Origin of the sequence: Cyanobium sp. WKJ7-Wakatipu (assembly GCF_024345355.1) — a bacterium.
GTDB lineage: Bacteria > Cyanobacteriota > Cyanobacteriia > PCC-6307 > Cyanobiaceae > Cyanobium_A > Cyanobium_A usitatum.
The window spans coordinates 1-20,794 of record NZ_JAGQAY010000014.1 but is presented as its reverse complement, the minus strand read 5'-3'; the positions used below and the strand labels follow the sequence as shown (position 1 = coordinate 20,794).

Sequence of the window (20,794 nt, the reverse complement as noted above, 5' to 3'; positions counted from 1 at the left end):
GCAAGGCACTAGGTACGTTCTAGCCAGGGATTAACAAGCTCCCGAGCCAGCCCCAGGGCAAGGGGGAAAAGCTCGGCATCGGCCAGCAAAGAGCGTCCCCGCCCCTGGGCCTCTAATAGCAGGGGCTGCAACAGCCGGCGAGCCACGCCACCAAAGGCGACGCCAGCGATTCGATGCTGCAAGGGATAGCTCGTCAACTGAGGCAGCGTGTGAGCGTTGGTGCCCCCAGCCAGCTGCACGGGGCCGGGGGGAGCCTGGGGGAGCACGGCCGCAACCAACTTGACGGCCGCTCGGGCCGTACCCGCCCCCACATCACCACTCATCGGCCGGCCATCGAGCTGCCAAAGGGGACGAAAGCCGGCGCCGCGCAGCAGGCTGAAGCGCTGCCATAGCTCCACCACCAACGCAGAGGGCGACTGGGCTGTGCCCTCAAGACCCGCACTCACCGCCAGCCGCTGCAGCTGCACGCCACTGGCCCGCAGCTGGCCAACCCGCTCTGCAAAGGCCACGCCGCGACCGGGGTGGGTGTGGAGTTCCACCGCATCAGGCCGCAACTGCGCAAGCAGGGGAGGCACATCCGCCCCTGCCAGCACCTGACTCCGCTCCTCAATCATTCCGTGGGGGCAGGCAGGCAGGCAGCGGCCACAGCCATAGCAGCGCTCCGCCAACACTCCTGGAGCGCCAGTAGCAGCAAGCCCGATGGCCAAGGCCGGACAAACCCGCTCACAGGGGCGGGGGCAGGCCGCCGGGCAGCAGGCGGGGTCGAACCAAGCCTTACGGAAATGGGGATCGTCGCCATCGCTGAGGCTCAACATCAGCCAGGGGCGACTGGCGCCACGGGCTTCGGCCCAATCAATCCCGCGGCGGATCGCGGCCACTACAGCCGCATCTACCGCGCCATCTATGCAGTGCACCCCGGCCAGAGAAAAAATGCCGCAGAGGTCTTCGATCCCAGCCAGATCCTGGTTGCTAGCCCCACAGATCAACTTGACCCAGCGGCCTAAGGCGAGAGCCTCCTCAGGCGTCAAGCAGCTGCTCAAGGGGCTGCCAGCGCAGTTCACGGGAACCGCCCATCTCCACCACAAGCTTGAGGCGAGGCTCACGCTGGCAGAGGGAGATCAGAGACCCCAATTCAGCCTGAGAAAGAACCTGACCTTCCAACAACCAAAGCAGGATCGGCTGCGTGCCCTCGAGCAAAGCCCCCAATTGGGGCATCACCCGCTGCACCTCGCCCACGGCTGCACCCCTGCCCACGCTCTGGTGACCCAGGTGGGGCGGACGCACACCGTGCAACTGCAAAAGAAAGGCCTCAGGATCACCAAGGCCCCGCGCCGATGTGAGCTGGGCGCGATAACCAACAGCCCGCATCCGGCGCATCAAGCGAGTCTCTGCGCCACCCTCAAGGGGTGCAAATAAGGCCAGAGCACCAGCGCGCTCAAGGTCCTGGCGGAAACCGCGACCGGAGAGCAGCAGGGGCATTACGGGTAATTGCTAGCTACACACCACTTTGGCAGCCCAAGCAGGGTTAGGCGGTGGGGTATGTTCATCAACTGTGCCATTGATATGTGCCCGACCGCTAGCCGGGCCTCCAGATCACGGCACACGATCACCAGTGGTGGTGATCGTCCTCGGCCAGCACGGTTCCAGCATCTTTAAAAAGGTTGCAGGTCCCGTCGGGAAACTGCCAGAACGCATTGCTCTCACGTCTGTTGAGTCCAGTCCGGTTCCGATAAGTCCCAGCCGCGCTGATCCGAATCAGATCAGCCTCGCTAGCCCTTGGAAATCGCAACCCGTCGATGGAGGCCCAAGCTTCCGCGGCGAAGAGCGGCCCCTCGGCCGAGCCAGGCAACATCCTGACCGCTTCAGTTTCACCGTCGTGCATGAGCCACTTGCTCACTGCGCCCGGTGGTCCAGCTGGCGTTGTTTCCCCTCCTATGTCTATTGGCATTCTTGGGAAGAAATTGGGCATGTCCCAGTTCTTCAACGACGAGGGCAAGTCCATCCCGGTCACCTTGATCGAGGCGGGTCCTTGCCGCATCACCCAACTCAAAAGCACCAGCACCGACGGCTACAACGCCGTTCAGCTTGGTTTTGGCGACATTCGCGAAAAGCTCGTGAACAAGCCAGCCAAGGGGCACCTAGCCAAATCTGGTGATGAGGTCCTGCGCCACCTGAAGGAATATCGGGTCGACAGCGTGGATGGCCTTGAGCTGGGTGGCTCCATCTCCGTGACGGCCTTTGAGCCTGGTCAAAAGGTTGATGTGAGCGGCGACACCATGGGCCGTGGCTTTTCCGGCCTCCAAAAGCGCCACGGCTTCAGCCGGGGCCCCATGACCCACGGTTCCAAGAACCACCGAGAGCCTGGCTCGATCGGCGCCGGCACCACGCCGGGCCGCGTCTACCCCGGCAAGCGCATGGCGGGCCGCTACGGCGGCAAACAAATCACCACCCGCGGCCTCGTCATCCTCAAAGTGGATGTGGAGCGCAACTTGCTGGTAGTGAAGGGTTCGGTGCCCGGCAAGCCTGGCGCCCTGCTCAACATCCGCCCGGCGAACCGGGTGGGCGCCAAAGCCGGGAACTGAGGAGAAAACCAATGGCTAATTGTGTAATTCGCGACTGGCAAGGCAAGGAGGCCGGCAAGGCTGCCCTTGAACTGAAAGTCGCTAAGGAATCGTCTGCCACAGACTTGGTGCATCGCGCCGTGGTGCGTCAGCTGGCAAACGCCCGTCAGGGCACGGCCAGCACGCTTACCCGCGCTGAAGTAGCCGGTGGCGGCCGCAAGCCCTACAAGCAAAAGGGCACAGGTCGGGCCCGCCAAGGCTCGATTCGAACCCCCCTCCGCCCCGGCGGTGGTGTGGTGTTTGGTCCCAAGCCCCGCAGCTACACCCTGGCGATGAACCGCAAGGAGCGTCGCCTGGCCCTGCGCACCGCGTTGATGAGTCGCATCAACGACATCACCGTGGTCAAGGGCTTTGGCGTTGGGCTCGATACTCCCAAAACCAAGGAAATCACCGCCGGCCTCGGCCGGCTTGGTATCGAAGCCGGCACCAAGGTGCTGGTGGTGCTCGACGGAGCCTCCGAGGCCGTGCGCCGCTCGGTGCGCAACCTCGAGAAGGTCAAGCTGATCGCTGCGGATCAGCTCAACGTGTTTGATTTGCTCCACGCCAACAAGTTGGTGGTGAGCGAGGAAGCACTCGCGAAGATTCAGGAGGTCTACGGCGATGGCTGAACGTTTTTCGAGCCGGCTTGCGGATGTGATCCGTCGGCCGCTGATCACCGAGAAGGCCACCCGGGCCCTCGAGCAGAACCAGTACACCTTTGAGGTGGACCATCGGGCTGCAAAACCCGACATCAAGGCTGCCGTTGAACAGCTGTTCGACGTCAAAGTCATCGGCATCAGCACCATGAATCCCCCTCGCCGCTCCAGGCGGGTGGGCCGCTTCGCCGGCAAACGTGCCCAAGTGAAGAAAGCAGTGGTGCGCCTCGCCGAAGGCAATGCCATCCAGCTGTTCCCTGAGTCCTGAGGGGTCTGAAAAGAAATGGCTATCCGTAAATACCGACCCATCACCCCCGGCACCCGTACCCGTGTCGCCAGTGACTTCTCCGAAGTAACTGGCCGCGAACGGGAGCGAGGCTTGGTGGTCGCCAAACACCGCCGCAAAGGCCGCAACAACCGTGGCGTGATCACCTGCCGCCACCGCGGCGGTGGTCACAAGCGCCTCTACCGCATCGTCGACTTCCGCCGCGACAAGCTGGGAGTCGTCGCCAAAGTGGCGGCCATTCACTACGACCCGCACCGCAACGCCCGCCTAGCGCTGCTCTTCTACGTCGATGGCGAGAAGCGCTACATCCTTGCTCCGGCTGGCATTGAGATCGGACAGCAAGTGATCTCCGGACCCGAGTCGCCGATTGAAACGGGGAATGCCCTGCCTCTTTCTGCCATCCCCCTCGGCTCCAGCGTCCACAACGTCGAGCTCTATGCCGGTCGGGGCGGCCAGATGGTCCGTACGGCTGGTGCCAGTGCCCAAGTGGTTGCCAAAGAGGGCGACTACGTAGCCCTCAAGCTGCCTTCCACCGAGGTGCGCCTTGTGCGCCGCGAGTGCTACGCCACCCTTGGTGAAGTTGGCAACTCCGAAGTGCGCAACACCAGCCTGGGCAAGGCTGGTCGCAAGCGCTGGCTTGGTCGCCGGCCTGAAGTGCGTGGATCGGTGATGAACCCCTGCGACCACCCTCACGGTGGTGGTGAGGGCCGCGCCCCGATCGGACGCGCTGGTCCGGTCACCCCCTGGGGCAAGCCTGCCCTTGGCTACAAAACCCGTAAGCGGAACAAACCCAGCAATCGGTTTGTGCTCCGGAAACGTCGCCGTACCTCCAAACGGAGCCGTGGCGGACGCGATTCCTGATGATCAACACCGCTTTGCTGTTCGCTTAATCAACCATGGGACGTTCGCTCAAAAAAGGACCGTTTGTTGCCGACAGCCTGCTTCGCAAGGTTGAAAAGCAAAACGGCGCAGATGACAAGTCCGTGATCAAAACCTGGTCACGTGCTTCCACCATCCTGCCGATGATGATCGGCCACACCATTGCCGTTCACAACGGCAAATCCCATGTTCCCGTCTACGTGACGGAACAGATGGTGGGCCACAAACTCGGGGAATTTGCCCCCACCCGCACCTTCCGGGGCCACATCAAGGATAAGAAAGGAGGCCGCTGACGCTATGGCAAACACACCTTCCAACCAGGCTCTCGCCCACGGCCGCTTCATCCGCGGTTCCGTATCCAAGGTGCGACGAGTTCTCGACCAGATCCGTGGCCGCAGCTATCGCGAGGCCCTGATCATGCTCGAGTTCATGCCTTACCGCTCAACCGGCCCAATCACCAAGGTGTTGCGCTCGGCTGTGGCTAACGCCGAGAACAATCTCGGCTTGGACCCCTCGACATTGGTAATCGCTTCAGCGATCGCCGACATGGGTCCCTGCCTGAAGCGCTTCCGCCCACGCGCCCAGGGTCGTGCCTACGCGATCAAAAAACAAACCTGCCACATCAGCATTGCTGTGGCTCCTTCCACTTAACCCCCGAGGACACCGAAAGATGGGACACAAGATCCATCCAACCGGCCTGCGCCTGGGGATTACCCAGGATCACCGCTCGCGTTGGTACGCCCCCAGTAAGACCTATCCAATCCTGCTTCAGGAAGACGACCGCATTCGCAAGTTCGTCCATAAGAAGTACGGCGCCGCAGGCATCAGCGACGTGCTGATTGCCCGTAAGGCAGATCAACTGGAAGTTGAACTCAAGACCGCCCGTCCCGGCGTGCTTGTTGGCCGTCAGGGCAGCGGCATTGAGGAGCTACGTACCGGCATTCAGAAAACCCTCGGTGATGCCAACCGTCAGGTGCGCATCAACGTGGTGGAGGTAGAGCGGGTCGATGCCGACTCGTTCTTGCTGGCTGAATACATCGCCCAGCAACTGGAGAAGCGCGTTGCCTTCCGCCGCGTCATCCGCATGGCCGTGCAACGGGCCCAGCGGGCTGGCGTGCTCGGCCTGAAAATCATGGTGGCTGGCCGACTCAACGGCGCCGAGATCGCCCGGACCGAATGGACCCGGGAAGGTCGCGTGCCCCTGCACACCCTGCGTGCCGACATCGACTACGCAACCAAGCTGGCCAGCACCACCTACGGAGTGCTGGGTATCAAGGTGTGGATTTTCAAAGGCGAGGTGCTGCCTGGCCAGAAAGAGCAGTTGCCCGTGGGTGCTGCGCCCCGCCGCCGGACCAGCCGGCAGCCGCAACAGTTTGAAGACCGCTCTAACAAAGAGTGATCCGGAGCCCTGAACCATGCTGAGTCCAAGACGCGTCAAATTCCGCAAACAACAGCGAGGCCGCATGCGCGGTGTCGCTACCCGGGGCAACACGATTGCCTTCGGGGAGTTTGCACTGCAGGCCCAGGAATGTGGCTGGATCACCTCCCGCCAGATTGAAGCCAGCCGCCGAGCCATGACCCGCCACGTAAAACGCGGCGGCAAGATCTGGATCCGGATCTTCCCTGACAAACCAGTCACCATGCGCGCCGCCGAAACCCGTATGGGTTCCGGTAAGGGCAACCCGGAATTCTGGGTGGCCGTAATCAAACCTGGGCGCATTCTGTTTGAAATGGGTGGCCCTGAAATCACCCCCGAGATCGCCAAGGAAGCCATGCGCCTGGCGCAGTTCAAGCTTCCCCTCAAGACCAAATTCCTGAGCCTGGCGGATCAGGAAACCGCAGCCCCAGTGGAGGCCTGACCGATGGCAAAACCCAACATCGCCGATGTGCGCAAGCTCACCGGTGACCAGATCAACGAACAGGTCAACGCCACCAGGCGTGAACTGTTTGAGTTGCGCTTCCAGCAAGCCACCCGCCGGCTGGAAACTACTCACCGCTTCAAGGAGGCTCGCATCAAGCTGGCCCACCTGATGACGGTGCAGCAGGAGCAGCAACGCTCCGCCGCCACGGCTGCTTCAGCCTCCTGATACCCCCTCGATCCCCATGGCACTCAAGGAAAGGGTCGGCACCGTCGTCAGCGACAAGATGGACAAAACGGTGGTGGTGGCGGTGGAAAACCGCTTCCCCCATCCCATCTATCAAAAGACGGTCAGCCGCACCACCAGATACAAAGCCCACGATGAAGCGAACAGCTGCAAAGTGGGTGACCGGGTTCGCATCACCGAGACCCGCCCGCTCAGTCGCACCAAGCGCTGGACCGTGGCCGAAGTTCTCACCAACAGCACCGCCGGTTGAGGAGAACTCCTAATGATCCAACAAGAAACCTATTTAAATGTCGCTGATAACAGCGGCGCCAAGCGCATCCAATGCATCCGGGTGCTCGGCACAAACCGTCGCTACGCCCACGTGGGCGACGTGATCGTGGCAGCCGTCAAGGATGCCATGCCCAACATGGGTGTCAAAAAATCGGATGTGGTCAAAGCCGTAGTGGTGCGCACCAAAGCCACCCTGCGCCGTGACACCGGCAATTCAATCCGGTTTGACGACAACGCAGCCGTGATTTTGGGTAACGACAACAACCCCAAGGGAACCCGAGTCTTCGGCCCGGTTGCCCGTGAACTGCGCGAGCGCAACTTCACCAAGATCGTTTCCCTCGCTCCGGAGGTCATCTGAAATGGCGGCCGCAACTCCCAAGGCAAAACCCGCTGAGCGCATCAAGATGCGCGTCAAAAAGGGTGACACCGTCCAGCTGATCTCCGGCAAGGACAAGGGCAAAACCGGAGAGGTGCTACGCACCCTTCCTTATGAAAATCGTGTCGTAGTGCAGGGAATCAACCTGCGTACCCGCCACGTCAAACCCACCCAGGAAGGCGAGAGTGGCCGCATCGTCACCGAGGAAGCCTCTGTGCATGCCTCGAATGTGATGCTCTACTCCAGCTCAAAACAGGTGGCAAGCCGCGTCGAAATCGTGGTGGAGAAAGACGGCACCAAAAAGCGTCGCCTCAAGAAGACAGGAGAAATCCTCGATTGAGCTCCAGAGGCGTGCCCCGCGATCACTCGCACAGGCCCCGCCAACTTCAACTCCAGTCCCTGTCAGCCTTCTGACCCAGACCAGAAGCGCACCCCCCTCTCCCCGTCATGTCACTGAAAAAGCGCTACCGGGAGTCGATTCAGCCCAAACTCCTAAAGGATCTGAATCTCTCCAATATTCACGAAGTTCCCAAGGTGGTGAAAGTCACCCTCAACAGGGGCCTCGGCGAAGCGGCCCAGAATGCCAAAGCCCTCGAGGCCTCAATCACCGAACTGGCCACAATCACTGGCCAAAAAGTGGTGGTGACTCGAGCCAAAAAAGCAATCGCCGGCTTCAAAATTCGCCAGGGGATGCCAATCGGTGTCGCCGTCACCCTGCGTGGTGAGCGGATGTATGCCTTCCTGGAGCGCCTAATCAATCTTGCTCTGCCCCGCATCCGCGACTTCCGCGGTGTGAGCCCCAAGAGCTTTGACGGCCGGGGGAATTACACCCTGGGGATCCGCGAACAAATCATTTTCCCTGAGATCTCCTTCGACAAAATCGATGCGATCCGGGGGATGGACGTCACGATTGTGACCAACGCCCGTAACGACGAAGAGGGCCGGGCCCTCCTCCGCGAGATGGGAATGCCGTTCCGCAGCAACTGAGCCCTCTTCGGACCCGACCATGGCCAATCACGACCCAATTTCAGACATGCTCACCCGCATTCGCAATGCGAGTGAGAAGCGCCACGAGACCACCAAGATTCCTGCATCCAGACTGGTGCGTAACGTCGCCAATGTGCTGCAGCAGGAAGGCTTCATCGCCGCAATCACCGAAGAAGGTGAGGGCGTCACGAAGCACTTGGTGCTTGAGCTCAAGTACAGCGGCAAGCATCGCCAGCCCACGATTCGCTCTGTCCAGCGAGTCAGCAAGCCAGGCCTGCGCATTTACAAGAACAATCGCCAGTTGCCCAAAGTTTTGGGCGGCCTGGGAGTTGCAATCATCTCTACGTCGAAAGGGGTGATGAGCGACCGCGATGCCCGCAAACAGGGCGTCGGTGGCGAAGTGCTCTGCTACGTCTACTGAATCTGGGAGATTGATCCATGTCTCGTATTGGTAAAGCGCCGATTCCCCTCCCCGACAAGGTGAGTGTCAGCCTCAATGGCTTGGCAGTCACCGTGAAGGGTCCTAAGGGCGAACTCAGCCGCACCCTGCCCGAAGGGGTGCAGATCTCCCAGGACGGCAACACCCTGGTGGTGAGCCCCAGCAGCGAAACCCGTCGCTCCCGCGAGCGCCACGGTCTCTGCCGCACGCTTGTCGCCAACATGGTGGAAGGCGTCAGCCAGGGATACACCCGCAAGCTGGAAATTATTGGCGTTGGCTATCGCGCCGCCGTCCAAGGCACAAAGCTTGTGGTCTCAGCTGGCTACAGCCACCAGGTGGAGATGGTGCCCCCCGAGGGCGTCACCTTCGCCGTAGAGGGAAACACCACCGTGTTTGTCTCCGGTGCCAACAAGGAATTGGTGGGCAACGAAGCTGCCAAGGTGCGTGCCATTCGTCCGCCTGAGCCTTACAAGGGCAAGGGCATCAAGTACGAGGGTGAGCGCATCCTGCGCAAGGCCGGTAAGACCGGTAAGAAATGAGGTCTGCCTGAGCGCCGTTACCCTGTATCGCAATGTCATCCATCTCCCGCAAACAGCAGACCCAGAAGCGTCACCGCCGCCTGCGTCGTCAGCTCACTGGCACGTCCTCCCGTCCCCGGTTGGCCGTGTTCCGCTCCAACAACCACATCTACGCCCAGGTCATCGACGACGACGCCCAGAACACCATCTGTGCGGCTTCGACCCTCGACAAGGACCTGCGCACCAACCTCGACGCCAGCTCTACCTGTGATGCCTCCGTGGCGGTAGGCGAGCTGGTAGCCAAACGGGCGCTCGCCCATGGCATCCAGCAGGTGGTCTTCGATCGAGGCGGCAACCTGTACCACGGCCGGGTCAAGGCCCTGGCTGACGCCGCCCGGGAAGCGGGCCTTCAGTTCTGATCCCTGCTCTCACCATGACCGAAACCAACGATCAAGTTCAGTCCAACGACATCCCGGCCGCGTCGGATGTACCTGCTGCTGCCGAAGGCCAGCAGGATCGCCGCGGTGGTCGGGCTGAAGGCCGAGGCGGCGATAGCCGTCGCGGTGGCGGCCGCGGGCGCGACAACCGTCGCGGCCAGGAGCGCGACTCCGAATGGCAGGAGCGGGTGGTGCAAATCCGCCGCGTTTCCAAAACCGTTAAAGGCGGCAAGAAGATGAGCTTCCGGGCCATCGTTGTCGTTGGTAACGAGAAGGGCCAAGTAGGTGTGGGCGTCGGCAAGGCCGGCGACGTGATCGGCGCAGTCCGCAAGGGCGTAGCCGATGGCAAGAAGCACCTGGTCAAGGTGCCCCTAACCCGTCACAACTCCATCCCTACCCTCAGCAACGGCCGCGACGGTGCCGCCAGCGTGCTGATCCGCCCGGCAGCCCCCGGAACCGGGGTGATTGCGGGCGGCTCGATCCGCACGGTGCTCGAGCTGGCCGGCATCAAAAATGTGCTGGCCAAGCGCCTCGGATCCAAGACCCCCCTCAACAACGCCCGCGCTGCGATGGAGGCTTTGGCCGGCCTTCGCACGCACAAGGAGACCGCCAAGGAGCGGGGCATCTCCCTAGAGCAGATCTACTCCTAAGGCCTCGTCATGACGTTCAATCTCCAGTCTCTCAAATCCAACCCTGGCGCCCGGCGCCGCAAGCTCCGCAAGGGTCGCGGCATTGCCGCAGGCCAGGGAGCCAGCTGCGGTTTCGGCATGCGCGGCCAGAAGTCCCGTTCGGGTCGGCCGACCCGTCCTGGCTTCGAGGGTGGCCAAATGCCTCTCTACCGCCGCATCCCCAAGCTCAAGCACTTTGAGCTGGTCAACCAGAAGGAGTTCACGATCATCAACGTAGCCAAGCTCGCCGACTGCAAAACCGGCAGCACCATCAGCCTCGATTCCCTGGTGAAGGAAGGTCTCGTGACCAGCCCCAAGCACCCCCTCAAGGTTCTTGGCAACGGTGAGCTCTCCGTCAAGCTCACCGTGCAGGCCGCCGCATTTACTGCCAGCGCCCGCACCAAGATCGAAGCTGCCGGTGGCAGCTGCGAAGTCATCTGATCGCCTTGCGGGCCTCCGCCCTAAGGTCTGAGCCGTCCAGTCGAGCCCCGAGCACGCCACGGGTCTTGATGGGCGGTTTTTTCATGTCCATCACACGCCGCCATGCTTGTTAGCCGGGGTCGCAACCCAAGCGCCGGGGAAATCCTCAGCCAACTGATCCAGTCGAAGGGACTGCGCGACCGGGTGCTAACCACCCTCGGCCTGCTGCTGCTGGTCCGGCTGGGCATCTACATCCCGATGCCAGGCATCGACCGGGTGGCCTTTCAGCAGTTCCTCTCCCAGGGCGGTCAGCTGATCGGGTTCCTGGACATCTTCACCGGGGGCGGCCTGTCCACCCTCGGCGTTTTCGCTTTGGGCATCCTGCCGTTCATCAACGCCTCGATCATCATTCAGCTGCTTACCGCGGCCCTGCCCCAACTGGAGGACCTCCAGAAGAATGAGGGCGAGGCCGGCCGGCGCAAGATCGCCCAGATCACCCGCTACGTAGCTCTGGGCTGGGGCATCCTGCAGAGCCTGGTCTTTGCCCTGATCCTGCGGCAATACGCCACAGAGGGCCTTTCGGAGCCGGTGTTTGTAATCCAAACGGCCCTCGCCCTGGTGACCGGTTCGATGGTGGTGATGTGGATCAGCGAGGTGATCACCGAGCGAGGCATCGGTCAAGGCGCCTCGCTGGTGATCTTCGTCAACATCGTGGCCACCCTGCCCAAGGCCCTGGGATCAACGATCGAGCTGGCCCAGAGCGGTGACCGCAGCACAGTTGGCGGCATTGTCGTGCTGGTGCTGGTTTTCCTGTTGACGATCGTAGGGATCATCTTTGTGCAGGAAGGCAACCGCCGCATCCCAATTGTGAGCGCCAAGCGCCAAGTGGGCGGGGCAGGGGTGCTTGCGGCGCGCCAGAGCTATCTGCCGCTCAAGCTCAACGCCGGCGGCGTGATGCCCATCATTTTTGCCTCGGCCGTGGTTTTCCTGCCGCTCACCATTGCCAACCTCACCCGCAACCCTTGGCTGATCAAGTTGGCGGGATATCTCAACCCCAACAGCAGCACTCCCTGGCTGTACGCCTTGGTGTTCTTCGGCCTGATCTGCGGCTTCGGCTTCTTCTACGCCTCACTCACCGTAAACCCGGCGGACATCGCCACCAACCTCAAACGCAGTGGGGTGGCGATCCCTGGCGTGCGGCCCGGCTCTGCCACCGCCAGCTATCTGAGCGGAGTGCAAAACCGACTCACCCTGCTCGGCGGCTTGTTCCTTGGCGCCGTTGCGATCATTCCCTCAGCCGTGGAAGGGGCCACCCAGGTGCGCACCTTCCAGGGACTGGGAGCCACCTCCCTGCTGATTCTTGTGGGCGTTGCGATCGACACAGCCAAACAAGTGCAGACCTACGTGATCTCCCAGCGCTACGAGGGCATGGTGCGCGAGTGACCACCAGCCCCTTGCCTGCGGGCCTCGCAGCAACCCCTTCCTCCAACTTTCAAGTTCAGCGATGAAGCAACGTCTCCTCTTCCTTGGCCCCCCCGGCGCTGGCAAGGGCACCCAAGCCCAGCAACTGGCCGCCGATCGCCAGCTGCTGCATCTCTCTACGGGGGACCTGCTGAGGGCGGAGGTAGCTGCTGGCAGCGATCTGGGTAAGGAAGCCGAGGCCGTAATGGCCCGTGGTGAGCTGGTGAGCGATGCGCTGGTGCTGGCGATTGTGCGTGGCCGGCTGGAAGCACTGGCCGCCAGCGGCGGCGGCGGCTGGTTACTGGATGGCTTCCCCCGCAACCTCGCCCAAGCCGAGGCTCTGGGGCTGTTGCTAGATGAGCTGCAGCAACCGATCGAGCTAGTGGTGCTGATGGAGCTCGACGACGCCGTCTTGATTCAAAGGCTCCTTAGCCGGGGGCGCTCTGACGACAACGAAAGCGTGATTCGCCACCGGCTGGAGGTCTACCGGGAACAGACCGCACCTCTTATTCACCACTATCAGCAGCTTGGCTTGCTGCAGGCCATTGAGGCCAATGGCAGCGTCGATGCGATCGCCGAACGGATCGCCGCCCTGCTCGGCTGAGTCACTTAAGGGTGTTGACCGGTGTGGTAGGTTGTCGGTTTGCAAATTAGGAGAGCACAACTCCCATGAAGGTGCGTGCCTCGGTCAAGAGAATGTGCGACAAATGCCGGGTGATTCGTCGCCACGGCCGGGTGATGGTGATCTGCACCAATCCCAAGCACAAACAGCGCCAAGGCTGACCAGCCCTAGCCCGCCCCCTTGGGGGCCAGCTGTGCATCATTTCCCCGCTCCGTTCAGGCGGAGCCCCTTGCCCCCTCATCGAATTACTACGTGGCTCGGATTGCCGGCGTTGATATCCCACGCGAAAAGCGCGTCGAGATTGCCCTCACCTACGTGTATGGCATCGGTCTTACCCGTGCCCAGAAGATTCTGGCCAAATCCGGTGTCAGCCCTGACATCCGGGTAAAAGACCTCAGCGACGCCGACGTACAGAAGTTGCGCGGTGCTGCCGAAACCTTCACCCTCGAAGGCGACCTGCGCCGTCAAGAGGGCATGGCCCTCAAGCGCCTCCAAGACATCGGCTGCGTGCGCGGTCGCCGCCATCGCATGGGTCTGCCCGTGCGTGGCCAGCGCACACGCACCAATGCGCGCACCCGTCGTGGTGCTCGCAAAACCGTGGCCGGCAAGAAGAAGTAAGGCCTCCCCTTCCTTCACCTGCTCCCACCCTGCCGCCAACTGCGTAAGCGACCGGCGTCACCAGGGTGCCTCCCGACGTTCCCCTGATCACCTCCTGCACCAGCAGGCCTTTCCGCCATGGCAAAGCCAGCCAAAAAATCCGGCGCCAAGAAAACGAAGCGCAACGTCCCCAACGGCGTTGCCCATATTCAGAGCACCTTCAACAACACGATCGTGTCGATCACCGACACCGCCGGAGAGGTGATTTCCTGGAGTTCCGCCGGTGCCAGCGGCTTCAAAGGAGCCCGCAAAGGCACACCCTTTGCAGCCCAAACCGCAGCTGAAGCAGCAGCACGCCGCGCCCTCGAGCAGGGCATGCGCCAGATCGAAGTCCTTGTGAGGGGTCCTGGTTCAGGCCGCGAAACCGCAATCCGAGCCCTGCAGGTGGCCGGCCTTGAAATCACCCTGATCCGCGACGTGACTCCCCTTCCCCACAACGGTTGCCGTCGCTCCAAGCGCCGTCGCGTCTGAGTCGTCGTTTCGTTCCTGCCCCACTGGGCTTTCTCCAACCTTTCGACCCTTCAGACCGTGTTGCATTACCAAATCGATCGCATTGAGCACCAGGTCGCGGAAGACCGATCCCAGATTGGTACCTTCCTGATAGGCCCGCTCGATCGCGGCCAGGCCACCACGCTTGGCAATGCCCTGCGACGCGTCCTGATCGGCAGCCTCGAAGGCAGTGCCATCACCGCGGTACGCATTTCCGGAGTCAACCACGAGTACGCCACCGTGCCTGGGGTTCGTGAAGACGTGCTCGACATTCTGCTCAACTGCAAGCAGATCTCCGTTAGTAGCCGCAACCGCGAGCTGGAGATCGGACGCCTAGTAGTGAATGGCCCCGCGACGGTTACCGCCGCGGATCTGCAGTTCTCCTCCCAGGTTCAGGTAATCGATTCAGATCGCCTGATCGCCACCGTGGCTGAAGGCCACAGCCTCGAAATGGAGGTACATGTGGAGCGTGGTGTTGGCTATCGGCCCGTCAATCGCCACAGCGAAGACACCAACGCCATCGACCTGCTTCAGATCGATGCTGTGTTCAAGCCCGTGCGCCGGGTCAACTACACGGTGGATGAAACCGCCGTTGGTGAGGGTGGATCCGCTCGCGAAAGACTGCGCCTGGAGATCGAAACCAACGGCAGCGTCACACCAGACGACGCCATGGCCCAATCAGCCAACCAGCTGATCGGTCTGTTCCAGCCCCTGGCCAGCTTGACCATGGTTGAAGAGCCCGGCCTTGAGCCCGAGCCCTCCGCCGAGGCCCAAATTCCTCTCGAAGAGCTAAATCTCTCCGTGCGGGCCTACAACTGCCTGAAGCGCGCCCAGGTCAACTCCGTGTCCGACCTGATGGGCTTCAGCTACGAAGATCTGCTGGAGATCAAAAACTTCGGCTCCAAATCAGCCGACGAGGTGATCGAAGCGCTGGAGCGCATCGGCATCACCCTGCCCCAGAGCCGCACTAGCGCCTGATCGGCGGCCCCTTTACCGACAGCCTTCTCACCTGAGTCAGCCCTATGAGACACCAGTGCCGAGTCCCCATGCTGGGACGCCCCGCCGACCAACGCAAAGCCATGTTGCGGGGTCTCACCACCCAGCTGATCCGCGAAGGTCGGGTTACCACGACCAAAGCCCGTGCCAAGGCGTTGCGCGATGAAGCTGAGCGCATGATCAGCCTGGCCAAGGACGGCAGCCTGTCTGCCCGTCGCCGCGCCATCGGTTACATCTATGACAAGCAGTTGGTTCATGCCCTGTTTGACAAAGCTCAAGACCGCTATGGCGAGCGCCAAGGTGGCTATACCCGCATCATCCGCACCGTTCCCCGCCGCGGCGACAACGCCGAGATGGCCATCATCGAATTGGTCTAAATCTCTACCCGTCTGGCGAGATTCCAAACTGCCGCGGTGGCGTAAGCCCACCGCGGTTTTTTAATGGCTGCATGGTGCCCGTGCTGACTCCCGCCCCCGCCCTGCGCCGCATCGCTCTTTGCCTGCAATACGACGGCTCCGCGTACTGCGGCTGGCAGCGGCAACGCAATGCCCACAGCGTGCAGCAGACCCTGGAGCAAGCGATAGCTGGACTTGACCCCCAGGGGCCCAATCGCACCATGGCTGCTGGCCGCACCGATACGGGCGTGCACGCTGCCGCCCAGGTGGCACACTTCGAAGCCGTTGGGCCAATTCCGCCAGAGCGCTGGGCCAAGGCCCTCAATGGTCGGCTACCGGCCACGATCCGCATCCTGGCGGCTGTAGAGGTTGACCCCAGCTGGCACGCCCGCTTCAGCGCTAGCTACCGGCGGTACCGCTACACGATCTACAACGCCCGCACCCCCAACCTGTTCCTGGCCCCCTGGAGCTGGCACCGCTATCAGCGCCGGTTGGATGAACAAGCCATGGGCCAGGTCCTGGAGTCCATGCTGGGAGAACACGACTTTTCTGCCTTTCAACGAGCCGGCAGCCGCCGAGCCCACGGCCGCACCACCCTTCAGGAGGTGCGTTTGGAGCGGCAGGGTGACCTGATCAGCGTCGAGTTGCAAGCCAGCGGTTTTCTTTACGGCATGGTGCGTCTGGTGCTGAGCCAACTCGTGGCGGTTGGCGAGGGGCGGCTCAGCGGCTCCGACTTCGAGCGCCGCTGGCGCGAGTGCCAACGCGTGGAAGTGAAAGAGGCAGCACCACCGCATGGCCTCTGTCTGCTGCGGGTGGGCTACCCCACACCAGTTTTCCCACGAGCCGCCTGGTATGATTGCCAACCGCGGTATCAGCTCGAGATTTCCGATTCTCCGGATCTCCAGCCTGGTTCAGCCCAGCCTTTCGTCAGTTCAGCGCAGCTACCTCCTGGGGGCGCGCCGGCCAGGCGGTAAGGTCACTGAACCCGGGCGTTGGGTTTCCAACGACCAGCTGTCCTGCCCCACTTCCGGCCTGCCGGTGCCTGATCAGGCGAAATGAACAAGACCCCCCTGCCCTCCATTGATTCCCTCGACCGCCAGTGGTACCTGGTGGACGCAGAGAATCAGACCCTCGGTCGCCTGGCGAGCGAAGTGGCCCAAGTGCTGCGCGGCAAGAACAAGCCCTGCTACACGCCCCACCTCGACACCGGCGACTTTGTCATCGTCATCAACGCCGACAAGGTGAAGGTGAGCGGTAACAAGTCGACCCAGAAGATCTACCGCCGCCACTCCGGCCGGCCCGGTGGCATGAAGACCGAAACCTTCGCCCACCTCCAAGCCCGGATCCCTGAGCGGATCGTGGAGAAAGCCATCAAAGGCATGCTTCCCCACAACGCCCTGGGTCGTCAGCTGTTCCGCAAGCTGAAGGTTTACAAGGGTACAGAGCATCCCCACGCTGCCCAACAACCCCAAGCCCTAGCCCTCGATCCCGCCACTGCCGCCCAATGAGCACTAACAAAGTCGTCTATTGGGGTACGGGTCGTCGTAAGACGGCAGTCGCCCGAGTGCGTGTGGTTCCCGGCAACGGCACCGTAACCATCAACGGTCGCCCTGGCGACAACTACCTCAACTACAACCCCGTCTATCTCGCAGCGGTCAAAGCTCCCCTGCAGACTCTCGGGCTTGCAACTGACTATGACCTGCTGGTGAATGTGCGTGGTGGTGGGCTTACCGGCCAAGCCGACGCCATCAAGCAGGGTGCAGCTCGTGCCCTGTGTGAATTGTCCCCGGACAACCGCAAACCCCTTAAAACAGAAGGCCACCTCAGCCGCGACCCCCGCGCCAAGGAGCGTCGCAAGTACGGCCTGAAGAAAGCTCGTAAGGCGCCTCAGTTCTCCAAGCGCTGATTTCTTCCCTCCGCCATCAGCCCCTTCCCCGTCATGCCCAAGGCCGAAATTCATCCCACCTGGTATCCCGATGCCAAGGTGATTTGCAACGGAGAGGTGGTTATGACCACCGGTTCCACCTCTCCCGAACTCCACGTCGATGTGTGGAGTGGCAACCACCCCTTCTATACAGGCACCCAAAAGATCCTCGACACCGAGGGCCGTGTAGACCGCTTCATGCGCAAGTACGGCATGGGTGGAGCAGATTCACTCTCCAACGCCGCTGCCAAGCAGGAGCCCCAAGTTGAGGCCTCGGCCGAAGCTGCAACCGAAGTTGAGACCGAGGCCCCCGCTGTGGCCGAAGCCTGATCTCTGCAGGCCTGATTAAACCCCCCAGCCGGGTGCTTACGGGCACCCGGCTTTGTGTTGTCTGGTGCCCATGCGGGCTCCTCCTATCTCGCTGATGGATCCTTCCCTGCTGCATGAGCGTCTGGAGACGGCCCGCCGCACCTTCGAGACCCTGGAACGCCAGCTGGCCGATCCAGCCGTGGCGGCTAATCCCAGCCAGATGCAGGCCATCGCCCGCGAGAGGGCTCGGCTTGAGCCCTTGGTGCAGGACCACCTGAGCCTGCAGAAACTGCAGCAGGAAGAACGAGAAGCTCGCGCCCTGCTGAAGGAACATCGGGGCGACCTCGCCATGGAGGAACTGGTCAACGAGGAGCTGGCAACCCTGGCGGAAGCCACAGCCAGCCTGCTCGACAAGCTCACGGTGGCCCTGCTGCCCCGAGACCCCCGCGATGAGCGCAGCGTGATGTTGGAGATCCGCGCCGGCGCCGGTGGCGATGAAGCGGCGATCTGGGCCGGCGATCTTGCCCGCATGTATGAGCGCTACGCCCAAGGGGTGGGCTGGCGGGTGGAACCGGTGAGCGCCTCCGAAGCCGAGCTCGGGGGCTACAAAGAACTGATCCTCGCCATCAAGGGGGATGGGGTTTTCAGCCAGCTGAAGTTTGAGGCCGGCGTGCATCGGGTGCAACGGGTGCCGGCCACCGAGTCCCAGGGCCGGGTGCACACCTCAACCGCCACGGTCGCCGTGATGCCGGAGGCCGATCCCGTGGAGGTTCAGATCGACCCCGGCGACATCGAAATCAGTACCGCCCGCTCCGGTGGCGCCGGCGGCCAAAACGTCAACAAAGTCGAAACGGCCGTAGACCTGTTGCACAAGCCCACCGGCATTCGGGTGTTCTGCACCCAGCAGCGCTCCCAGCTGCAGAACCGCGAGCGCGCCATGGAAATCCTTCGGGCAAAGCTCTATGAGCGCCAGCTGGCAGAAGCCAACGCCCAGCAGCGCTCCACCAGGCTGGCCCAGGTAGGCAGCGGCGACCGCAGCGAGAAAATCCGCACCTACAACTTCAAAGACAGCCGCACCACCGACCACCGCCTAGGCCGCAACTTCGCGCTTGAGCCGGTGCTCAACGGCCAGCTCCACGACCTGATCAGTGCCTCAATCGCCGCCGATCAGAGCCGCCAGCTCGAGGAGCTGGCCCAACAGGTAGCCAGCTGAGCGCTCTCAAGCCCCAATTACATATTTGGCCCACTCGCCATGCTGCCCTGCCGAAATCTGGCGACTGGCTTCAAAGCTGAAGCTGCCCAGGGGCCGATGAGGTGGACGCAGCAGGGGCATCGCGGCCTCCCGCGGCGTGCGGTTGCCCTTGCGGACATTGCAGGGCAGACAGGCTGTGGTGACGTTTTCCCAGGTATCGAGGCCACCGCGGCTGCGGGGCACCACATGGTCGACAGAGAGCTGCTGAGCGCTGGCCCCGCAGTACTGGCAGCGATGGCCATCGCGGTGAAACAGGTTGCGACGGGTCAGGGGCAACGGCTTGTAGGGCACCCGCACAAAATGACGCAGGCGGATCACAGTGGGGAGCAGCGTATCCTCGCGAATCCTGCGAACCGGGTCATGCTCAAGCCCCTCCGCCTTCCCCTTCAGCACCATCACCACCGCACGACGCCAGGTGGTGATGTTGAGGGGCTCGTAGGACGCGTTTAGAACGAGAACATGGCCCATGCCAGCACCCGTGATCGGCGGCATGCTAGTGGCAATCTTCGCTGTAATCCGTGACCCAGGCGACCGAGACCAGCTGGAGTGCCCAGGCCCATGAGGCCAGCCTTGCTCGGCAACGGGCCTGGGTAGAGGTGAATACCGGCGCCATAAGTGCCAACGCCCGCAGCCTGAAACGCTGCATAGGCAATGGCACCGAGCTGATGGCTGTGGTCAAGGCCGACGGCTATGGCCATGGATCGATCTCCGTGGCCCGGGCCGCCCTCGCTGGTGGAGCTAGTCAGTGCGGTGTCGCCACCCTGAGCGAAGGCATCGAGCTACGCAGGGCCGGCATCGAAGCACCAATCCTGGTGCTCGGCAACCTCACCCAGGTAGAGGAGCTGCGCAGCTGTCTGCACTGGCAGCTCATGCCGACTATCAGCGGCATGCGCGAAGCCCTGCTCTGCCAAAACCTCGCCAGCGGCCAAGGCCGCCCGATGGCCCTGCAGCTCAAGCTCGACACTGGCATGGCTCGGCTCGGGGCCGATTGGCAGGAGGGGCCCAGACTCGTGGCTGCGATCACGGAACTGGAAGCCGTGCAGTTGGCCGGTCTCTATTCCCATCTCGCCAGTGCCGATGCATCAGCGGACGCCGATGACGGGCTCACCGATCAACAGCAGCGGCTTTTCGAGACGGTGCTGCAGGCCCTGGAGCACCAGCGCCTGCCGGCTGGCATCCGCCACCTGGCCAACTCGGCCGGCACCCTGCGCAGCCCAGGGCTGCACTACGACCTAGTGCGCGTCGGCCTGGCGCTATATGGGCACAGTCCGGCGGCCCACCTGGCTTCTGTCACTCCCCTGCAGGGAGCGATGACCCTGCACGCCCGCGTCAGCCTGATTCGGGAGGTGGGCAGCGGGGTGGGGGTGAGCTATGGCCATCGCTTCCGCACCAGGCGCCCCAGCCGTCTGGCCGTTGTTGGCATTGGCTACGCCGATGGCGTGCCTCGCCAGCTCTCGAACCAGCTGGAAGTGCTGTTTGCAGGCCAACGTCTACCCCAGGTGGGAGCCATCACCATGGACCAACTGGTGCTCGATGCAACCGACTGCCCGGGACTGGAGGTGGGATCGGTTGTGACTCTGCTGGGCCAGGAGGGAAGCGAACAAATCACCCCTACCGACTGGAGCGATCGCTGCCAGACCATCCCCTGGGAAATCCTCTGCGGCTTTAAGCACCGCCTGCCACGACTCACCGCCGCCCAAGCCGCCTGGGAAGCCCCAGGCGATAGGGCTCACTGATAAAGTCGACAGGCCTCTGGAGAGGTGGCTGAGTGGTTGAAAGCGGCTCCCTGCTAAGGAGTTACAGGAGGCAACTCTTGTCGAGGGTTCGAATCCCTCCCTCTCCGTTTTAAGCAGGATTCACGGCGAGTCACCACCGCCGCGAGTCCTGCTTGCAACTGACATTGGTGAGTCAGCGATTCTCCACTAGGAGCGTGTTGCACATAGATCAGGGCAAGGCCTCTCCACAGACGCCCTGAAATCTGCCCAGATCCCAGTGTCAGCAATGAATCAGGACGAGAGAATGGGTCATGGTCAAGCCCAAGTCCTTCC

34 protein-coding genes and 1 tRNA gene are annotated in these 20,794 nt (G+C 62.5%); 32 read left to right on the top strand and 3 right to left on the bottom strand.

What is annotated here, in order from left to right; genetic code table 11:
* Window positions 1-8 precede the first annotated feature (8 nt).
* Window positions 9-1,040, bottom strand: coding sequence for an LdpA C-terminal domain-containing domain (locus tag KBY83_RS09460; protein WP_255019280.1), 1,032 nt, complete (start codon window positions 1,038-1,040; stop codon window positions 9-11).
* Window positions 1,018-1,479 (bottom strand): NAD(P)H-quinone oxidoreductase subunit N, encoded by a 462-nt coding sequence (locus KBY83_RS09455; RefSeq protein ID WP_254941844.1) that lies wholly within the window; start codon window positions 1,477-1,479, stop codon window positions 1,018-1,020. Before KBY83_RS09455 ends, KBY83_RS09460 begins: the two co-directional genes overlap by 23 nt.
* Before the next feature lie 455 nt (window positions 1,480-1,934).
* Between KBY83_RS09455 and rplC the strand changes: the two genes are divergently transcribed.
* The 30 genes from rplC to prfA all read left to right on the top strand — a co-directional run bounded on the left by rplC (window position 1,935) and on the right by prfA (window position 18,707).
* Window positions 1,935-2,582: a 50S ribosomal protein L3 gene (gene rplC, locus KBY83_RS09450; RefSeq protein ID WP_106632380.1), complete on the top strand. Its 648-nt coding sequence runs from the start codon at window positions 1,935-1,937 to the stop codon at window positions 2,580-2,582.
* 11 nt (window positions 2,583-2,593) lie between these two features.
* Complete coding sequence (gene rplD / locus KBY83_RS09445) at window positions 2,594-3,229, top strand: 50S ribosomal protein L4 (protein ID WP_106632381.1); 636 nt, start codon at window positions 2,594-2,596, stop codon at window positions 3,227-3,229.
* Window positions 3,222-3,524, top strand: a complete 303-nt coding sequence (locus KBY83_RS09440) for a 50S ribosomal protein L23 (protein ID WP_094560045.1) — start codon at window positions 3,222-3,224, stop codon at window positions 3,522-3,524. The genes rplD and KBY83_RS09440 overlap by 8 nt, the downstream gene beginning before the upstream one ends.
* A gap of 15 nt (window positions 3,525-3,539) precedes the next feature.
* Window positions 3,540-4,403, top strand: a complete 864-nt coding sequence (gene rplB, locus KBY83_RS09435) for a 50S ribosomal protein L2 (RefSeq protein WP_255019278.1) — start codon at window positions 3,540-3,542, stop codon at window positions 4,401-4,403.
* Between the two features lie 35 nt (window positions 4,404-4,438).
* The gene (rpsS, locus tag KBY83_RS09430) at window positions 4,439-4,714 is read left to right on the top strand and encodes a 30S ribosomal protein S19 (RefSeq protein ID WP_106632383.1); all 276 of its coding nucleotides are present in this window, start codon (window positions 4,439-4,441) and stop codon (window positions 4,712-4,714) included.
* Window positions 4,715-4,718: 4 nt separating this feature from the next.
* Window positions 4,719-5,072: a 50S ribosomal protein L22 gene (gene rplV / locus KBY83_RS09425; RefSeq protein WP_106632384.1), complete on the top strand. Its 354-nt coding sequence runs from the start codon at window positions 4,719-4,721 to the stop codon at window positions 5,070-5,072.
* Between the two features lie 19 nt (window positions 5,073-5,091).
* A complete protein-coding gene (gene rpsC, locus KBY83_RS09420; RefSeq protein WP_106632385.1) occupies window positions 5,092-5,820 on the top strand; it encodes a 30S ribosomal protein S3 in 729 nt (242 codons plus the stop codon).
* Between the two features lie 16 nt (window positions 5,821-5,836).
* On the top strand, window positions 5,837-6,280 hold the full coding sequence (gene rplP, locus KBY83_RS09415; RefSeq protein ID WP_254941846.1) for a 50S ribosomal protein L16: 444 nt from the start codon (window positions 5,837-5,839) through the stop codon (window positions 6,278-6,280).
* 3 nt (window positions 6,281-6,283) lie between these two features.
* On the top strand, window positions 6,284-6,508 hold the full coding sequence (rpmC, locus tag KBY83_RS09410; protein WP_106632387.1) for a 50S ribosomal protein L29: 225 nt from the start codon (window positions 6,284-6,286) through the stop codon (window positions 6,506-6,508).
* Between the two features lie 16 nt (window positions 6,509-6,524).
* Window positions 6,525-6,776 carry a 30S ribosomal protein S17 gene (rpsQ, locus tag KBY83_RS09405; protein WP_094560052.1) on the top strand — a complete coding sequence of 84 codons (252 nt, stop codon included), beginning with the start codon at window positions 6,525-6,527 and terminating at the stop codon, window positions 6,774-6,776.
* A gap of 12 nt (window positions 6,777-6,788) precedes the next feature.
* Window positions 6,789-7,154, top strand: a complete 366-nt coding sequence (gene rplN / locus KBY83_RS09400; protein WP_106632388.1) for a 50S ribosomal protein L14 — start codon at window positions 6,789-6,791, stop codon at window positions 7,152-7,154.
* Window position 7,155: 1 nt separating this feature from the next.
* Entirely contained in the window at window positions 7,156-7,512 is a 357-nt protein-coding gene (gene rplX, locus KBY83_RS09395; protein ID WP_255019277.1) for a 50S ribosomal protein L24, read from the top strand.
* Window positions 7,513-7,619: 107 nt separating this feature from the next.
* Window positions 7,620-8,159 carry a 50S ribosomal protein L5 gene (gene rplE, locus KBY83_RS09390; RefSeq protein ID WP_254960499.1) on the top strand — a complete coding sequence of 180 codons (540 nt, stop codon included), beginning with the start codon at window positions 7,620-7,622 and terminating at the stop codon, window positions 8,157-8,159.
* A 19-nt stretch (window positions 8,160-8,178) separates the two neighbouring features.
* Entirely contained in the window at window positions 8,179-8,580 is a 402-nt protein-coding gene (gene rpsH / locus KBY83_RS09385; RefSeq protein ID WP_254998955.1) for a 30S ribosomal protein S8, read from the top strand.
* 17 nt (window positions 8,581-8,597) lie between these two features.
* On the top strand, window positions 8,598-9,137 hold the full coding sequence (gene rplF, locus KBY83_RS09380) for a 50S ribosomal protein L6 (protein WP_254937630.1): 540 nt from the start codon (window positions 8,598-8,600) through the stop codon (window positions 9,135-9,137).
* Between the two features lie 32 nt (window positions 9,138-9,169).
* Entirely contained in the window at window positions 9,170-9,535 is a 366-nt protein-coding gene (gene rplR / locus KBY83_RS09375) for a 50S ribosomal protein L18 (RefSeq protein ID WP_255019276.1), read from the top strand.
* A 14-nt stretch (window positions 9,536-9,549) separates the two neighbouring features.
* Window positions 9,550-10,203, top strand: a complete 654-nt coding sequence (gene rpsE, locus KBY83_RS09370; RefSeq protein WP_106632394.1) for a 30S ribosomal protein S5 — start codon at window positions 9,550-9,552, stop codon at window positions 10,201-10,203.
* A gap of 9 nt (window positions 10,204-10,212) precedes the next feature.
* Window positions 10,213-10,662: a 50S ribosomal protein L15 gene (rplO, locus tag KBY83_RS09365; protein ID WP_255019275.1), complete on the top strand. Its 450-nt coding sequence runs from the start codon at window positions 10,213-10,215 to the stop codon at window positions 10,660-10,662.
* A 102-nt stretch (window positions 10,663-10,764) separates the two neighbouring features.
* Window positions 10,765-12,084, top strand: a complete 1,320-nt coding sequence (secY, locus tag KBY83_RS09360) for a preprotein translocase subunit SecY (protein ID WP_255019274.1) — start codon at window positions 10,765-10,767, stop codon at window positions 12,082-12,084.
* A 61-nt stretch (window positions 12,085-12,145) separates the two neighbouring features.
* Window positions 12,146-12,706: an adenylate kinase gene (locus tag KBY83_RS09355; protein WP_106632397.1), complete on the top strand. Its 561-nt coding sequence runs from the start codon at window positions 12,146-12,148 to the stop codon at window positions 12,704-12,706.
* Window positions 12,707-12,771: 65 nt separating this feature from the next.
* Window positions 12,772-12,885 carry a 50S ribosomal protein L36 gene (gene rpmJ / locus KBY83_RS09350; protein WP_048018126.1) on the top strand — a complete coding sequence of 38 codons (114 nt, stop codon included), beginning with the start codon at window positions 12,772-12,774 and terminating at the stop codon, window positions 12,883-12,885.
* Between the two features lie 91 nt (window positions 12,886-12,976).
* The gene (gene rpsM / locus KBY83_RS09345; RefSeq protein WP_106632398.1) at window positions 12,977-13,342 is read left to right on the top strand and encodes a 30S ribosomal protein S13; all 366 of its coding nucleotides are present in this window, start codon (window positions 12,977-12,979) and stop codon (window positions 13,340-13,342) included.
* Window positions 13,343-13,459: 117 nt separating this feature from the next.
* Window positions 13,460-13,852 carry a 30S ribosomal protein S11 gene (gene rpsK / locus KBY83_RS09340; protein ID WP_010311626.1) on the top strand — a complete coding sequence of 131 codons (393 nt, stop codon included), beginning with the start codon at window positions 13,460-13,462 and terminating at the stop codon, window positions 13,850-13,852.
* A 57-nt stretch (window positions 13,853-13,909) separates the two neighbouring features.
* Window positions 13,910-14,848, top strand: coding sequence for a DNA-directed RNA polymerase subunit alpha (locus tag KBY83_RS09335; protein ID WP_255019272.1), 939 nt, complete (start codon window positions 13,910-13,912; stop codon window positions 14,846-14,848).
* 44 nt (window positions 14,849-14,892) lie between these two features.
* A complete protein-coding gene (rplQ, locus tag KBY83_RS09330; protein WP_106632400.1) occupies window positions 14,893-15,243 on the top strand; it encodes a 50S ribosomal protein L17 in 351 nt (116 codons plus the stop codon).
* A gap of 71 nt (window positions 15,244-15,314) precedes the next feature.
* The gene (truA, locus tag KBY83_RS09325) at window positions 15,315-16,235 is read left to right on the top strand and encodes a tRNA pseudouridine(38-40) synthase TruA (protein ID WP_255019270.1); all 921 of its coding nucleotides are present in this window, start codon (window positions 15,315-15,317) and stop codon (window positions 16,233-16,235) included.
* A gap of 81 nt (window positions 16,236-16,316) precedes the next feature.
* Window positions 16,317-16,769: a 50S ribosomal protein L13 gene (rplM, locus tag KBY83_RS09320; protein ID WP_106632402.1), complete on the top strand. Its 453-nt coding sequence runs from the start codon at window positions 16,317-16,319 to the stop codon at window positions 16,767-16,769.
* Window positions 16,766-17,167 carry a 30S ribosomal protein S9 gene (gene rpsI / locus KBY83_RS09315; protein ID WP_106632403.1) on the top strand — a complete coding sequence of 134 codons (402 nt, stop codon included), beginning with the start codon at window positions 16,766-16,768 and terminating at the stop codon, window positions 17,165-17,167. Before rplM ends, rpsI begins: the two co-directional genes overlap by 4 nt.
* A gap of 33 nt (window positions 17,168-17,200) precedes the next feature.
* On the top strand, window positions 17,201-17,515 hold the full coding sequence (gene rpmE / locus KBY83_RS09310) for a 50S ribosomal protein L31 (RefSeq protein WP_254998951.1): 315 nt from the start codon (window positions 17,201-17,203) through the stop codon (window positions 17,513-17,515).
* Between the two features lie 94 nt (window positions 17,516-17,609).
* Entirely contained in the window at window positions 17,610-18,707 is a 1,098-nt protein-coding gene (prfA, locus tag KBY83_RS09305) for a peptide chain release factor 1 (protein ID WP_106632405.1), read from the top strand.
* A 6-nt stretch (window positions 18,708-18,713) separates the two neighbouring features.
* On the opposite strand, the gene KBY83_RS09300 is transcribed toward prfA, so the two are convergent.
* The gene (locus KBY83_RS09300) at window positions 18,714-19,214 is read right to left on the bottom strand and encodes an HNH endonuclease (RefSeq protein ID WP_254941855.1); all 501 of its coding nucleotides are present in this window, start codon (window positions 19,212-19,214) and stop codon (window positions 18,714-18,716) included.
* Window positions 19,215-19,264: 50 nt separating this feature from the next.
* On the opposite strand from KBY83_RS09300, the gene alr reads away from it, so the two are divergent.
* Both alr and KBY83_RS09290 read left to right on the top strand, forming a co-directional pair.
* Complete coding sequence (alr, locus tag KBY83_RS09295; RefSeq protein ID WP_255019269.1) at window positions 19,265-20,482, top strand: alanine racemase; 1,218 nt, start codon at window positions 19,265-19,267, stop codon at window positions 20,480-20,482.
* An 18-nt stretch (window positions 20,483-20,500) separates the two neighbouring features.
* Window positions 20,501-20,589: transfer RNA gene (locus KBY83_RS09290), tRNA-Ser, on the top strand.
* Window positions 20,590-20,794 lie beyond the last annotated feature (205 nt).